The 16,193-nt window shown below is 37.1% G+C and carries 10 protein-coding genes, 1 tRNA gene and 1 other RNA gene; 1 reads left to right on the top strand and 11 read right to left on the bottom strand.

What is annotated here, in order from left to right; all coding sequences use genetic code 11:
* Positions 1–527: 527 nt before the first annotated feature.
* From recR to gltB, 11 genes are all read right to left on the bottom strand, one after another.
* Positions 528–1,124 carry a recombination mediator RecR gene (gene recR, locus FH144_RS08875; RefSeq protein WP_103165590.1) on the bottom strand — a complete coding sequence of 199 codons (597 nt, stop codon included), beginning with the start codon at positions 1,122–1,124 and terminating at the stop codon, positions 528–530.
* 6 nt (positions 1,125–1,130) lie between these two features.
* Positions 1,131–1,448 carry a YbaB/EbfC family nucleoid-associated protein gene (locus FH144_RS08870; protein WP_107508217.1) on the bottom strand — a complete coding sequence of 106 codons (318 nt, stop codon included), beginning with the start codon at positions 1,446–1,448 and terminating at the stop codon, positions 1,131–1,133.
* A 159-nt stretch (positions 1,449–1,607) separates the two neighbouring features.
* The gene (gene dnaX / locus FH144_RS08865) at positions 1,608–3,326 is read right to left on the bottom strand and encodes a DNA polymerase III subunit gamma/tau (RefSeq protein ID WP_242315204.1); all 1,719 of its coding nucleotides are present in this window, start codon (positions 3,324–3,326) and stop codon (positions 1,608–1,610) included.
* 169 nt (positions 3,327–3,495) lie between these two features.
* Positions 3,496–4,026: a GNAT family N-acetyltransferase gene (locus FH144_RS08860; RefSeq protein ID WP_242315202.1), complete on the bottom strand. Its 531-nt coding sequence runs from the start codon at positions 4,024–4,026 to the stop codon at positions 3,496–3,498.
* Positions 4,027–4,216: 190 nt separating this feature from the next.
* Positions 4,217–4,486: signal recognition particle sRNA large type (ffs, locus tag FH144_RS08855), an RNA gene on the bottom strand.
* 254 nt (positions 4,487–4,740) lie between these two features.
* Positions 4,741–5,490: a trehalose operon repressor gene (gene treR / locus FH144_RS08850; protein WP_242315200.1), complete on the bottom strand. Its 750-nt coding sequence runs from the start codon at positions 5,488–5,490 to the stop codon at positions 4,741–4,743.
* A gap of 29 nt (positions 5,491–5,519) precedes the next feature.
* Positions 5,520–7,157 (bottom strand): alpha,alpha-phosphotrehalase, encoded by a 1,638-nt coding sequence (gene treC / locus FH144_RS08845; protein ID WP_242315198.1) that lies wholly within the window; start codon positions 7,155–7,157, stop codon positions 5,520–5,522.
* A 112-nt stretch (positions 7,158–7,269) separates the two neighbouring features.
* The gene (gene treP, locus FH144_RS08840) at positions 7,270–8,706 is read right to left on the bottom strand and encodes a PTS system trehalose-specific EIIBC component (RefSeq protein ID WP_242315195.1); all 1,437 of its coding nucleotides are present in this window, start codon (positions 8,704–8,706) and stop codon (positions 7,270–7,272) included.
* A 231-nt stretch (positions 8,707–8,937) separates the two neighbouring features.
* Positions 8,938–9,030, bottom strand: a tRNA-Ser gene (locus tag FH144_RS08835).
* A 102-nt stretch (positions 9,031–9,132) separates the two neighbouring features.
* The gene (locus FH144_RS08830) at positions 9,133–10,596 is read right to left on the bottom strand and encodes a glutamate synthase subunit beta (protein ID WP_242315186.1); all 1,464 of its coding nucleotides are present in this window, start codon (positions 10,594–10,596) and stop codon (positions 9,133–9,135) included.
* An 18-nt stretch (positions 10,597–10,614) separates the two neighbouring features.
* The gene (gene gltB, locus FH144_RS08825; protein ID WP_242315184.1) at positions 10,615–15,135 is read right to left on the bottom strand and encodes a glutamate synthase large subunit; all 4,521 of its coding nucleotides are present in this window, start codon (positions 15,133–15,135) and stop codon (positions 10,615–10,617) included.
* Between the two features lie 161 nt (positions 15,136–15,296).
* Between gltB and gltC the strand changes: the two genes are divergently transcribed.
* Positions 15,297–16,184 carry a glutamate biosynthesis transcriptional regulator GltC gene (gltC, locus tag FH144_RS08820; RefSeq protein ID WP_242315183.1) on the top strand — a complete coding sequence of 296 codons (888 nt, stop codon included), beginning with the start codon at positions 15,297–15,299 and terminating at the stop codon, positions 16,182–16,184.
* The last annotated feature ends 9 nt before the right edge of the window (positions 16,185–16,193 follow it).

The raw sequence follows: 16,193 nt of genomic DNA, 5'->3' as shown, positions 1-16,193 counted from the left end.
ATACTAAATAATGTTTGTAACATTTAAGTTACTTATTGGAATTAACGTTGACATATTGTCATTCAGTTTTCAATGTTTATTTCGTTACCACAAGAAATAATTATACTCGCTATCGATTAGAAAGTCAATAACTTTTTGAAATTATTTTTTGAAGTGTTTTTAATGTTCGTTGATTTGTTTCGTTCAACAGATATATACTATACAGGCTTTCTAGCGATTTAACAACTGTAAAAATTACACTAACCAACTCTAAAAAGTTATTATTTGTTCTCAAAAACGAACTTTATCTATTTCAATAAATAGAAAGTTTGTTTAACAATACTCAAAACAATATAAATACCCTATATATCACTAACTAAGCAACCAAATAACAAACTTTAAAAAATTTACATGTTTTTTAAATAAAATTAAAAAAGTCGCTATATCCTAGAGTTCACAGTAGATACGCCTTAGCTCTTAGGCTTCTACGATAGTATGTCATCCTATCTCATACCACATTGTTCTCTAAAATTTAGCGACTTCTTTGTTTACATTTCTGTTCTACCAGCTATTGCTTTAGATAGCGTTACTTCATCAGCATACTCTAAATCTCCGCCTACTGATAATCCTTGAGCTAATCTAGTTACCTTAATACCAATTGGTTTAACCAATCTTGAAATATACATTGCTGTTGATTCACCTTCAAGGTTTGGGTTCATAGCTAGTATAAGCTCTTTAACTTCTTCGTCTTTTAATCTATCTATTAATGTAGGGATATTAATATCTTCTGGTCCAATACCATCCATAGGTGAGATGGATCCATGTAAGACATGGTAAAGTCCTTTGTATTCTCGCATCTTTTCCATAGCAATAACATCTTTATCATCTTCGACTACGCAGATTACTGAACGATCTCTTTGTTTATCTTCACAAATGTAGCAAGGATCTGTTTCAGTAATGTGACCACACACACTACAATAGGTAAGTTCACGTTTAACATCTACTAAGGCCTTCGCAAATTGGACAACATCGTCTTCTTTCATATCTAAAGTATGAAACGCCAGACGTTGAGCCGTCTTGGGTCCAATGCCTGGCAGTTTCATGAAACTATCTATTAATTTAGATATGGGTTCAGGATAATGCATCTACAATTACATTCCTGGGATGTTTAAGCCTTGAGTGTGTTTACCTAAACGTTCTTGTGTTAAGTCGTCTGCTTTATTCATCGCTTCGTTAGTTGCAGCTAATACTAAATCTTGTAACATTTCGATGTCATCTGGATCTACCGCTTCTTCTTTGATTTGAACATCGATTACTTCTTTATGACCAGTGACTGTAACTGAAACCATGCCACCACCAGCTGTTCCTACAATATGTTCATCTTTAAGTTTTTCTTGTTCTTGAGCCATTTTCTTTTGCATTTTTTGCATTTGTTTCATCATTTGTTGCATATTTCCGCCACCGCGCATAATATCATTTCCTCCTTAAATGTATCGACATTATCTTTTAATTTATATTTTATTATACATACGTTTATATTTGTTGTCATGTGTTACTGTTTTCCAAAATGCTTCACTTTAGATAACTACATTTTCCCAAAAATAAAACGTCTTTCTTCTATATAAGTGTTATTCATCTATTAAATGTACGGTATCTTCTCCGAATAAGTCTCGCGCTTTTTGTGCCACATCTGCTTCTTGCGTTTCCTCTTTAGCATTAGAATCAGAAGAAGCATCCTCATTCTCTGACTGTTTACGGTTATTGATGTACTCTGAACGTACTTTCATCCATTGATCGGAAGGCACGCCGACGACTTCAACATCTTTATTAATAATATTTCTAACAACATTTTCAATACTACTACGTTTTTCCTCGTCTTTATTAACGATTTCGCAATGGATTTCTTCTTCAAACTGAATTAATACACGTTTCGAACTAGCAGCGACTGGAATAGAATTTTGTAATAAGCTCACTAATGATTTTTTATCATTACTTTTAGCGTAATCTACTACTTCTAACCAATGTTTTTTCAATAATTGAATGTCTTCTTTGTTCGCTTCATCAAGTACTTTCGCAATATTTGTCATTGAGAAGGTACCTTTACTTTGTCGTTTACCTCTACGATTTGAATTAGACGTATTGCCGCTTCTACTATTATTAGCTTGTGGTACACCTTGCGCTTTGAGTGTTTTCAATTCATTCTCAAGTTGTTCCATGCGTTGTAATAATACTTCATTATTCGGTTCTGACGCTACGTGTGTTGTTGCCACATTTTGGACCGTTTCAGGTTGTGATTTTACCATTTCAGCAATTTTCACCAACAGAACTTCAAAATGCACGTTCTGATTAACACTAAATCGAATTGAAACCAATGTGTCATTAATGATATCAATCATGTGATATAGAGTTTCTAAATCAAAGTTCATCAACGCATCATGTTCCGCTTCAGATTTAACCGTTTTATTCATAATCGTATCTCGTACAAAGTAAATCATATCATTAATCAAACGATTCACTTCTTTACCTTCTGCAGTAAAACGATGATAACGTGTGAAGGCCTCTTTGACATTACCTTCTACTACATCTTTAAACAAAGCATTAAGTGCAGCTTCATCGACACTACCAGTGACATCAAGTACATCTTGTAGTTTTAGATGTTCATCACCAAAGGCAATAGCTTGGTCCATAATACTTAGCGCATCACGCATACCGCCTTCTGAAGCTTTCGCAATAAATTCTAGCGCCGCTTCATCATAGTCTAAACTTTGTTCTTCGGCTACAAAGCGTAAACGGTCAACTATTTGTTCTGTGCCAATTGCTTTGAAATCGAAACGTTGTGCACGTGAAATAATAGTAGGTGGAATTTTATGGGGTTCAGTTGTTGCTAAAATAAAGATTGCATGTGTTGGAGGTTCTTCTAATGTTTTTAATAAAGCATTAAAAGCACCTGTAGTAAGCATATGAACCTCGTCAATAATATACACTTTATATTTTGATTCACTAGGTGCGTATTTAACTTTATCCCTAATATTTCTTATCTCATCGACACCGTTATTACTTGCGGCATCTATTTCAATAACATCGCCATTTGTCCCTTGTGTAATCCCTTTACAAATTGCGCATTCGTTACATGGCTCTCCATCTTGAGGGTTCAAACAATTGATTGCTTTTGCAAAGACCTTAGCAATACTTGTTTTACCAGTACCACGCGGACCACTGAAAATATAGGCGTGAGATTGTTTACCTTTTGAAATAGCGTTTCGCAACGTCTTAGTTACATGTTCTTGACCGACCACATCGTCAAAGCTTTGGGGTCTGAACATTCGATACAAAGCTTGATAATTCACATTCGCACCTCCGTTAACAATTACTACCCATTATATCACGCAACGACTTCTAGAATTCAATTAATTTCTTATAAGATTAAGACATTTTGATGAGACTAGGGCCTCGCTAATTAATTCCTCAGACCGTAAACTATAAGTGTTCTTATCTCATGTAAATGATTAACTCAAATTAACCTTCTTCACTACTTCTATGCACAGTTCCATGTGGGTAGTCATTTAATTGATCCCATAAAAACTTCACGCGAATTGTAGAAGCGTCAGCATTTTCCGGAAAAATATGATGTTCCTCTGCTAATTCATAGCCAAGTTGTTTAAAATAATCGGAACTATGACTTACTATAATCGTAGTGTAATGTTGAGATTTAGCGCGCTCTTCAATAGCTTGAACTAACGCTTTCCCTAGTCCTTGATTACGCACATCAGGGTCAACAATTAAGGACACGACTTCTAACGCTTTATAACTATCTTCTTCTGCTACAAGTGTCACTTCACTCAACATAATATGACCAATAATAGCAGCGTCCTCATTCTTCGCTATCACTTCTAATTCATAATTATAGGTCGGTGCTTTACGTAGATTTGAAATAAGCTTACGTTGCGCTTTGCTGGCTACTCCTGCCTGAGCGTCATAAATCTCTTCAATCTTATTTAATGTTTCAGCGTAGTCCACCTCAGTTAACGTACTTAAATAAATTTGCATAAATCCTCCCCCTATTATCTGTCTTTTATATTCTTTTTTTGAAAATGATTCCTCAATACAAAGACAAATTATTTTTCTAAATTATCAAATCACTATACCTTCTCATTTTATACAAAAAAGGAGCGACTTTGTATTCAAAGCCACTCTCTTATCATTTATATGTTAAACGTAGTTATATTTATTAAAAAAACCGTGCACCTTCGAATCGAGTGTGTATCATAAACGTTACCGAAGTCGACAGCTAAATCTCGGCTACCCTACGGCACATATGAGGATCCACTTAATGCTGCTTCCGTCAGGACCTGACATGATTCGTGGGTTCATATTGCATAGGACCGAAATCTTCAAACACTACGTGCTTCGGGCAGACTTCACAAAGCCACACCCTCAACGAAGGAATTAAGTCTCGCATAAAGCGGTTTTCGAGTACAGGGAACCGCTACCTCCCCACCTAGCACGGTAAGTTTTATAATACTATAAACAGAGTTCCTTATGCAAGTTTAAAGTTCAATCTATTTATAAAGTTAAGACAAAAATGTTTAGGATTCGAGTAGAACCGAATGATAAGTAAAAATATTATTTTCTAGTCTACGACCAAGCAGTAGTTGTCTGAAATAAAGATGCGTTCGAACCTCATCTTCTTCATTCCTAGTCAACCTTGCCGGGGTGGGACGACGAAATCTTAGAAATTTCATTAGATTTCTGTCCCGCTCCCTAGATTTCAGTCTCGCTTCCATCTTTATTTTTATGTCGTCTTGAGAATTCATTGAATTTAAATTCTGTGGCTAAATGTTTAGACACGTTATATTGAAATTGGGTCGTGTCTTTAAGATAGACCACACTTCTGACTGTCGCTGTATAAGGAGGTTCGCTATTTCCAAAAACATCATATTCTCGTTCAGTAAACGGTTCAAACGTGATAGATTTATTTGAATAACTAATCTCCAGGGCTAATTCATTTTCCAAATAATTATAAATCGAATCTTGCGCTACAGTATTCGAAATCTCTGGTACTACTGAAACTAAGAAATAGTCTTCATCTAAAATCTTCGTCTTGCCATTAATATTACGACTTCTAACAACATGGATAAGCTTATCATTCGAGTTAAGACCTAATTGTTGTTTAATGTAAGGCACTTGTTCCGCTTCAATTACTTCATTAACTAGCACTATCGTGTCATGTTGTAAGCCTAGTTCTTCTTTAACTTCTTTGAAACTGATTAAATCTGAAAAGGGGAACTCGGTCATTTTTTGATTAATGACGATAGACCCTTTGCCTCTGATTTTTTGAATCATACCATCTTCCGCAAGTAAATGAAGTGCCCTTCTTACCGTTTCACGCGAGGATTGGTACTGGTCTAACAAGTCGTGTTCTGACGGTAACTGTTCTCCATATGAGTATGTTCCATCAATGATAGACTGCTTTAACGCTTCGTATATCGTTATAAATTTTTGTGCTGCCATATGCTTTCTCCGTTATTAACTCAAATTTCTTACTCTTGTAACTCAATTACTATAGCGCCAAACCCTGATATGTCCCCATTTTCGATAGAGCCATTTTGCATAATAATATCGCCTGTAGTATTAAGATCTTCAGGTAGTTTAACCGCTTCTTTTGAAAAGTTAGCCATCACTAGCCAAGACTGATTGTTATAATGTCGGCGATAAATAAATAATTGAGAATGTTCCATATAGAGTGGTTCAATTTCACCATAAGTAATAATATCATGTTCATGTCGCAACGCTATAAGTTGACGGTAAGTCTGTAAGATAGAGTGATCATCTTCAATAGCCGCTTCTACATTTACGTTTTTATAATTATTAGGGATGTCAATCCAAGGTGTGCCTGTAGTAAATCCTGCTTGATGACCTGCCGTCCATTGAATAGGCGTACGGGAATTATCACGTGATTTTTGTCCTAAAATAGTCAGGATTTCATCTTCGGCTAAGCCTTGATGTTTTAAATTTGTATACGCATTTAATGATTCAATATCTCGATATTGTTGAATCGTATTAAAATGTGGGTCGGTCATGCCAATTTCTTCACCTTGGTAAATATAAGGTGTACCTTGCAACATGTGTAAAGCGATAGCTAGCATCTTAGCACTTGCTTGGCGGTTCTCTTCAGTTGAATCATCTCCAAAGCGTGAGACGACACGTGGCTGATCGTGGTTACACCAGAAAATCGCATTCCAACCGCCACCTTGACTGATGCCGACTTGCCATTCCATAAGGATTTCTTTTAGTTTTAGAAAATCTAACTTCGCATTCGACCACTTTTCTCCATTAATATAGTCGACCTTCAAATGGTGGAAATTGAAGACGCTGCTTAATTCTTGACGGTCAGGACGAGTATAGTTAATACAGTTCTCAATCGTCGTCGATGACATTTCACCTACTGTCATCATATCTCTATCTCCAAAAGTTTCACGATTCAATTCGTGTAAATACTCATGTACGCGTGGGCCGTCTGTATAAAATTCTTTCCCAATTTTCGGAGAATCTTTAAATTCACCTTTGGAAATAAGATTAATCACATCGAAACGGAAGCCATCTACACCGAAATTGATCCAGTGATTAACGACGTCATAAAGAGACTGACGCACTTCTTTGTTATCCCAATTTAAATCTGCTTGTGTCACGTCAAATAGATGCAAATAGTATTCATCTGTAGCTTCATCGTATTTCCAAGCATTACCGCCGAACTTAGATTCCCAGTTAGTTGGCGGTCCGTCTTGAGAAGGTCTAAAGAAGTAATAATCACGATACGGGTTATCTTTTGAACTGATTGCTTCTTTGAACCAAGCGTGTTCAGTAGAGGTATGGTTGATGACAATATCTAACATGACTTTCAAGTCGCGTCGATGCGCTTCAGTGACTAATGTTTCAAATTCTTCTAATGTACCGAATTGTTCGTTGATTTTGAAATAATTACTAATGTCATATCCATTATCATTCATTGGAGATTCATAGATAGGCGTTAACCAAATATAATCGACGCCTAAGTATTGAAGATAATCCAACTTTTCAATAATACCGTTTAAATCCCCTTCGCCGTTACCTATTGTATCATTAAATGACTTCGGATAAATTTGATAGACGACTGATTTTTTCCAATCTTTCTGAGCCATAAGTATTCCACCTTCACTAAAATTTTAATTTTATTTTTTTAAAAGCAAAAGACGTTCAAGAACTTGTAATGTGTTACGTGAACGTCTTTATAGTTGTTATATATGATTATTTTTATTCGTCAGGAGTTTCGACCATTTTCTTAGCTTTAACCGTCGTAAATCTTGAGAAAATAATTGTTAAAATGGCAGGTACAAATACAGCAAGGAAGGTTACTGAAAGATAGACTAACCAGTATTCACTTTGAATAGAAATGAAAGCTGGGACCCCGCCAACACCGACGCTACCTAGTACTCTGTTAGCGCCCACAATAGCACCTAACACACTTGAAGTACAAATCGCTGCGAAGAAAGGTACTTTTAACGGTAAATTCACCCCAAACATCGCTGGCTCTGTTACACCTAGGAAAGCTGAAACACTTGATGTTAAGGCTAGCCCTTCTTCTTTCACCATTTTACGACGTCTATAAATAAACCATGCGCCGAATGCAGCTGAACCTTGGCAGATATTTGAAATAGCAACAATTGGCCATAAGTATGTACCGCCTAATTTACTGCCCATTAATTGGAAGTCAACGGCTAGGAACATGTGATGTAAACCAGTGATGACTAACGGTGCATAGAAGAAACCATAAATTGCGCCACCTAACCAACCGGCATGTTCAAAGACGAATTGTACAGCGCCTGTAATAGCTGTTCCAATTGCTAACGCTACTGGTCCAATAATAATAAATGATAAGAACCCTGTAACAAGTAATGCAACTGGACCTACCACAAGCATTTTAATAGAATCATGGACGACTTTATTCAGTGCTTTTTCTATTAAGGCCAAGACATAAGCAGCAATTAATACTGGTAAGACTTGTCCTTGATAGTTTAACTGTTTAATTTCTAAACCAAATAAGTTCCAAGTAGGGATATGACCTTTAGCGATGTCGTATTGTGACACAAGTTGTGGGTTCATTAAGATTAAGCCAAGGACTAACCCTAAAATAGGACTTCCGCCAAACACCTTCATACTACTCCAACCAATTAAAGCTGGTAAGAAGATAAATGCTGTGCTCGCAATGACATTAATAATATTTGAAATATCACCAAGTTGTGGATATTGCTCTACAAGTGGCTTAGCTCCAAATAAATCTTTCATCGTCAAAAGGTTATTAATCCCCATTAACAAACCGGCTGTTACCAAGGCAGGTAAGATTGGAATAAAGATATCTCCCAATAGTTTCACCAATCGTTGTAAAGGATTACCTTTTTTAGCTGCAGCTGCTTTTGCTTCTTCTTTTGATGCTTCTTCTGCGCCAGTTTCCGCTATAAATTGTTTATAAACCTCATCAACCGTACCAGGACCAATAACAATTTGATATTGGTTATCAGCTTTAAATTGACCTTTCACTAGTTTATTATCATCTAAGGCATCTTTATCTACTTTGTTATCATCTTTTAACACTATACGTAAGCGCGTTACACAATGCGTCGCGGTATTGACGTTCTCTTTCCCACCTATCGCTTTAACGATATCTTGGACATTTTTTCGTTTTACAGCCACACCTTTCACTCCCTTAACTTTGTTGCCTAAAGTATAACTTGTCTAGACAAGTTTTGTAAAGGCTTTCATTTAACTGTCACAAAGTTTATTGTGAGTTTGAAAAAGTGTATTAACTAAGGAGGTGGGCTATCTAACATTCCAAAATAAAGACAAACAAAAAAGACAAGTACCCATCTACTTATGAGTACTTGTCTTTTTTATATTTTTATTAGTCTTGGATTTTAATTATAATGGCGGAGGAAGAGGGATTCGAACCCCCGCGGCCCGTTAAGGCCCTGTCGGTTTTCAAGACCGATCCCTTCAGCCGGACTTGGGTATTCCTCCAATAAACACAATAACTATCATACAGCGTTATCCATTGGAAGTCAACCTTTTTAATTTTAAATTATACAATTTTTTTATCATCTCAAGGCTTTAAAAGCCGTTTTACACTAAGATTCGTTGTTTTAAGTACTTGTCCACTGATTGAGCCACGGCGCGTCCCTCTTTAATAGCCCAAACTACTAAGCTTTGGCCTCTTCGTGCATCTCCTGCAGCGAATATCTTCTCTTGGTTAGTTCGGTAATCAATATTATTTGCGACAATCTTGTTTTGTTGTGTTGCCACGTCAAATGCTTTTGGAAGTGTTGAGTCTACACCTTCGAAGCCAATTGATAAAAGTACTAAATCCGCTGGCCAATGTCTTTCAGTGTCATCCATGACGACCTTACCATCTGACGTTTCTTCTAAGATTTGAGTGTAAACGCCACGAATATTACCGATAGAATCGACATCATAACGCATGGTTTGTACACCATAAGCACGTGGTTCTCTACCAAAGCGTGTTTGGTATTCCTTATGCGCGTAATCCATCTTAAATACAGGTAACGCTAAAGGCCAAGACGTGTTTCTTTCAAACTCATTTGCTTCTAGTGCTCGGCTATTTTTATCAAATTGAACAATAGATTTACAGTTTTCACGCAAAGCCATAGCCACACAATCTGCGCCAGTATCTCCGGCACCAATCACAATAACGTTTTTATCTTTCGCTGTAATCGTAGGTTCATCAATTTCACCGTTAAGTAATTGCATTTGTTCAGTAAGATAGTCCATAGCAAAATGTATACCCTGACCAATACGCCCTTCTAATGGTAAGTCGCGTGCTTTCTCAGCACCTGTACACAAAATGATCGCATCATATTGTTGGTCGAGCTCTTCTCGTGAGATGTCTACCCCGATGTTAACACCCGTTTTAAATACTATGCCTGCCTCGGTCATTAACTTAATCCGTCGGCGAACTACAGCCTTGTCTAATTTCATATTAGGTATACCGTACATGAGTAAGCCACCAGGTTCTGCTGCTTTTTCAAATACTGTTACCTGATATCCTTTGAAATTTAATTCGTCAGCCGCTGCAAGTCCAGATGGCCCGCTTCCAACAATAGCCACTGATTGGTCTAAACGTTTAGCCGGTTTCTTTAGTTTAACCCAATCATTATCAAACGCTTCATCAATTATTGTCCGTTCGATCCCTTTAATCGCTACTGCTTCACGGTTAATCTTCATTACACATGAATTTTCACATGGTGCTGGACACACGCGTCCTGTAAAGTCCGGAAAATTATTAGTCTCACTTAATCGGTGGTAAGCCTCTTTGAAGTCTTGATGATAAACCAAGTCATTCCATTCAGGAATATAGTTACCTAATGGACAGCCAATAGTTTCTCTTTCAAAAGGAAGGCCTGTCTGACAAAATGGTGTACCACAGTCCATGCATCTTGCACCTTGTACTGAAGCATCTTCACGTGAGAAACATTGTTGAAAGGCCTTATGGTGTTTGATGCGTTCAGCTAATGATAGTTCGGACAGTGTTTGTCTTTCATATTTCATAAACCCTTTAAATTCGCCCATAACAGTGTACTCCTTCCTTTAGTATATAACTGCTGGCTGTAAGTCTTGATCAATTGACGTACGTTCATCATAAAAAGCTGCCAGTTTCGCTTCATCTAACTGAGGTAAACGACGATGTTGTAATTCGATTTTTTGCATCATTAATTCATAATCTTTTGGTATAACTTTTACTACACTATTTTCTACATTTTCAAAGTGATTTAAAATGGCTTTAGCCTTCGTACTTTGTGTATAGCGATAGTGTGCTTCTAACATGCTTTTAAGCAATTCTTTTTCTTCTTCATAACTTACTTTCTTAAACGCTAGTGTCGGCAATGTATTTACACGTTTAAATTGCTCAATATCACTTGGGAAAATGTAACAAACCCCGCCACTCATACCTTGACCAAAGTTCTTACCTACATCTCCTAGTATTATCACGTGTCCCCCTGTCATATATTCCAGACCATGATCCCCAATTCCTTCAACAACAACATCGACGCCACTATTACGGATACAGAATCGTTCTCCAGCTTTACCATTAATGTAGGCTTTGCCTCGTGAAGCACCATAGAAACATACATTTCCTACGATAATATCGTTCTCTCGTTGTGAATTTGGTGCTTTGACAACTACTGTACCTCCTGAAAGTCCTTTTCCAACATAATCATTCGCATCCCCCGTATGATGAATGAATAGACCTGGTGGCGCAAAGCCTGCTAAACTTTGTCCCGCGTGTCCTGACGTGTAAGCAGTAATTGTGTGTGGTGGCAATCCTTTGCTACCTTGTTGCTGCGTAATATAACTACCTGTAATGACTCCAATATCTCGTTGTTCATTATTAATCACATAACTTTGTTCAAATTTTTGTCCATCTTCAATACTTTGTTTAGCATCTCTAAATAAATAATTTAAATCGAAGCCACTGTCTAAGTGATGATTTTGACTGATTTCTTTAGTATTCGGCCCTTCGATTTGATGTAATAACTTATCAATATCGAGTGATGCCGCTTTTGAGTTAGGATTAATTTGACTCGCCCGTTGTAATAAATCTGTACGACCTACTAGCTCTTTAACAGTCTTTAAGCCCAGTGAAGCGAGTATTTCTCTCAATTCTTCAGCTATAAAGTGCATAAAGTTAACGACATGCTCTGCTTTACCTTTGAACAGTGCTCTAAGATCTTTATTTTGCGTAGCCACCCCTACAGGGCATGTATCGTTATGACAAACTCTCATCATAATGCACCCTAATACGACAAGTGGCGCAGTCGCAAATCCAAATTCTTCAGCTCCTAGTGCGCACGCTAAGGCTACATCTCTACCTGTCAATAACTTACCGTCAGTCTCTAAACGTACACGACTACGTAAGTCATTTAATTTTAAAGTCTGATGCGTTTCAGCTAAACCGAGCTCCCATGGTAACCCAGCATGTTGAATACTCGTCTTAGGTGAAGCACCAGTACCCCCATCATAACCACTAACTACAATTTTATCGGCAAACGCTTTAGCTACCCCTGAAGCAATAGTGCCTATACCAGTCTTAGAAACTAATTTCACTGCAATATCTGCCTCTTTATTCGCATTCTTTAAATCATGAATTAACTGTGCTAAATCTTCAATTGAATAAATATCATGATGTGGTGGTGGCGAAATCAAGCCAATCCCTGGTGTTGAACCACGTGTTTCAGCAATCCAAGGATACACTTTAGTACCCGGTAGTTGTCCCCCTTCACCAGGTTTCGCACCTTGCGCCACTTTAATTTGAAGTTCACGTGCATGTTGTAAATAATCGCTTGTTACCCCAAAACGTCCGGATGCTACTTGTTTAATAGCACTTGCTAGTGAGCTACCGTCTGATTGAATTTCATAACGTTTAGGATTTTCTCCACCTTCACCGCTATTACTTTTTCCACCTAATCGATTCATCGCCTGAGCCAGTGTTTGATGTGCTTCTTCTGAGATAGAACCGTAACTCATTGCTCCCGTATTAAAACGTTTTACGATAGCGTCAATCGATTCTACTTCGCTAATATCAATTGATCGTTGCGTTTTGAATTCTAATAAATCACGTAAATGGTCCGTTCTATGGGTATGAACTGCATGAGTAAAGGCTTTAAATTGTTGATAATCATTGTCCCGACAAGCATGTTGTAATAAATGAATAGTAGTTGGATTAAACACATGATGTTGCCCTTGTTGACGCCATTGGAATGTACTACCTGATTCTAAATACTGTGCTTGATTATTTTGACGAGCTTTATTTTCAGTATCAATTTGTTGAATGCTAAGACCCGATAACTTAGATTGTGTACCTGCAAAATACTTATCGATAACGCTTTGTGATAGGCCTACCGCTTCAAAAATTTGAGCTCCTTGGTAACTTTGGACTGTGGAAATGCCCATTTTCGCCATAACTTTAATTACACCTTCAGATAACACATCGGTGTACGTTTTAACATTGTCGGCAATAATCCCTTTAAGTCGACCAATATCAGTTAAATGCGCAATAGTGTGTTGTGCTAAATACGGAATCACCGCATTGGCACCGTAACCGAGTAAACAAGCAACGTGGTGTACTTCGCGCGTTTCACCCGATAAAGCGATTAAACTTGTCTTCATGCGTAAATCTTCTTTAATTAATAATTGGTGAACATGACTAATCGCTAATAACATAGGCATGGCATAGCGTGGTTTCTCTACGTCTCCCATAGCCATATTAGAGATAAGGCTGCTATCATCAAGAACTAAAATAGTATAGCCTTCACGTGTTGCTTGAATCGCTTCTGCGCCTAAGCGTTCTAATGCTGTTTCCAAATCATCATGATATAGAGTGGATAAATGTTTCACGTCAAACTGACTTTGTTTAATCTTATCTAATTGTGTGAGTGTTAAAACAGGCTTTGACAGTTGAATTCGATTTAACACTGATGGACCAGGACGTAATAAATTACCTTCGCCACCTAAATAAGATAGTTCACTTGTTACAATCTTTTCTCGATATGCATCAATAGGTGGATTCGTTACTTGTGCGAATAATTGTTTAAAATAATTGAATAACGATTCCGGGCGCTCATTTAACACGGCAAGTGGCGCATCATAGCCCATCGCTCCAATAGGATCTTTTTTACCTACGACTAAGTCAGTCATATATTTATTGATGTCTTCTTTGCTATAACCAAACTGTTGTTGTAGTTTAAAGAGTTGTTGCGATGCTAATAAAGATTGATTATATATAGTTTGATCTAATTTCAAATCGATTTTATAGTCTTCAAGCCATTGTTGGTATGGATGGCGACGCGCTATACGAGATTTCAAATTATTGTTTTCGATAACCTTATGTGATTTGAAGTCGACTAATAACAATTTCCCTGGATTTAACTGTCCTTTAAAAGCAACATTATCTTCTGGTACATCTACGACACCTACTTCAGAAGAAAAAACGATAAAGTTGTCTTTAGTAATAGTGTAGCGCCCAGGACGTAAGCCATTACGGTCTGTTAATGCGCCAATTTTATCCCCATTACAGAATGAAATCATTGTTGGTCCATCCCAAGGTTCAATTAAATAACTATAAAATTCATAAAATGCTCTGATATGCGCATCATTAGATTTGTTATACAACCATGGTTCTGGAATAAGTAACATAGCAGCTTCTTCAGGCTCCATGGCTAAAGATAAGAATTCTAAAGCATTATCGACGATAGCTGAGTCACTACCATCTTCATCCACAATTTGTTGAATTTTGTAATGCTCATCCCCAAATAAAGTTTTAATTAGTTGACGTTGACGTGCACGCATCCAATTTACATTACCTTTAATAGTATTAATTTCGCCGTTATGCATTAATAAACGGTTAGGATGCGCACGTTTCCAGCTTGGAAATGTATTGGTACTAAATCTTGAGTGCACAAGTCCCAACTTTGATTGATACATCGGATTATTTAAGTCTAGATACAATTTTTTAATTTGGTCAGAACGTAACCAGCCTTTATAGACAATGGTCTTGTGCGACAAACTTGTGAAGTATAATTCTAAATCTTGAGTTTCTGCATAGTGTTCGATTTGTTTTCTAGCTAAAAATAATTGTTTTACAGGTGTTGGATGTGCTGCTAAATCTATAAACACCTGTTGAATATGTGGCATGGTTGCTACTACATGTGGAGCAATCGCTTGTGTATCAACTGGCACATCTCGATAGCCAATCACCTTTAACCCTTCATCTTCAAAATAGTGATTGAATTGCGTTTCATGGCGTGAGCCCGCAATCTTCTCTTTAGAGAAAAAAAGACCTACCGCATATTCTCCTTCGTTAGGTAAGTTAAGGTCGACATGTTGAGCGAAGAAGTCAAATGGAATTTCCGTCATAATACCAGCGCCATCACCAGTTATACCGTCGGCGCCAACCCCACCACGATGGTCTAATCTACGCAACATTTCTAATGACTTTTCTATAATATCGTGAGATCTTAAATTATCCATATTGGCATAGAATCCAATACCACATGCATCATGTTCCTCACGGTAGTCATATAGCCCTCTTTTTAATTCTTCATCAAACATGATGCCCACTCCTTTTAAGAATTTTCAGAAAATTTACTATTAATAATAATTAATATAATGTAAAATAACTATCTGAACAATATATTAAATAGATGAGACTGTTCTAATAATTAGAAGGTTTACGACATACAAGAATCTACATACAGTTCGGAGGAATTAGCTTGGAAATTAAACAACTAAAATATTTCGTTGAAGTAGCACGACGGGAACATCTTTCCGAGGCGGCACTAGAGTTAAATATTGCGCAATCAGCTATAAGTAGACAAATTACATTGTTAGAACAAGAACTCCAAGTTACTTTATTTAACAGACAAGGAAGAAATATCTATTTAACTTCACAAGGTAAGGCATTGTTAAATCAGGCTACCCAAATTTTGGAACAGCTAGACGAGACGGTAGCCCTTTTTCAACAACAAAATCTTGAAAATGCACGTCTGATTAATGTGGGATTTGAAGAAAGTTATGCCTCGCACATGATGATGGCGGTGATTCAAGCATTTGAACGTGACTATGATAGTCAAATCGTTCCTTCACTAATGACAACGTCGGCTATTATAGATGCTTTAAACACTGGTTCGATTGATGCAGGTCTAGTCGAAGTAACACCTGAATTACAACGCAATACCACCTTATCTTTGAAACCATTATTTGAAGAAACCTATCATATTTATGTCCCTAAGGATGATACTATGGCTTTAACAGTCCAACCGCCTTTGATACAATTTGCAGAACAACAATTATATGCGTTAAAACCACTGGCGGATAGTATAGAGCGACGTTTAAACAGCGTACTTAAGACGTCCGTTCATACCTTAGGAACAGAAACGTTAGCGCATTATCTTATTCAACAACAACGAGGTTATGTGATAGCACCAGACTATCTTTCTCTTTCAGATACCAATCATCAATTACACGATATTTCATTAGCCCATACAGAACTCAAACGATCATTTGCGATTGTTGCTAAAAAAGATAATAAAAAGGCGGATATTCTTAACTTTTTAAATTTAATACAACAGCTACTCAGTAAAGTAACGACATATCATTAATTATCGCTA

It is taken from the genome of Staphylococcus sp. acrmy (genome assembly GCF_022690565.1).
Lineage (GTDB): Bacteria > Bacillota > Bacilli > Staphylococcales > Staphylococcaceae > Staphylococcus > Staphylococcus caledonicus.
Note: the sequence above shows the minus strand (reverse complement) of the source record. Positions and strands in the feature narration are given on the sequence as shown.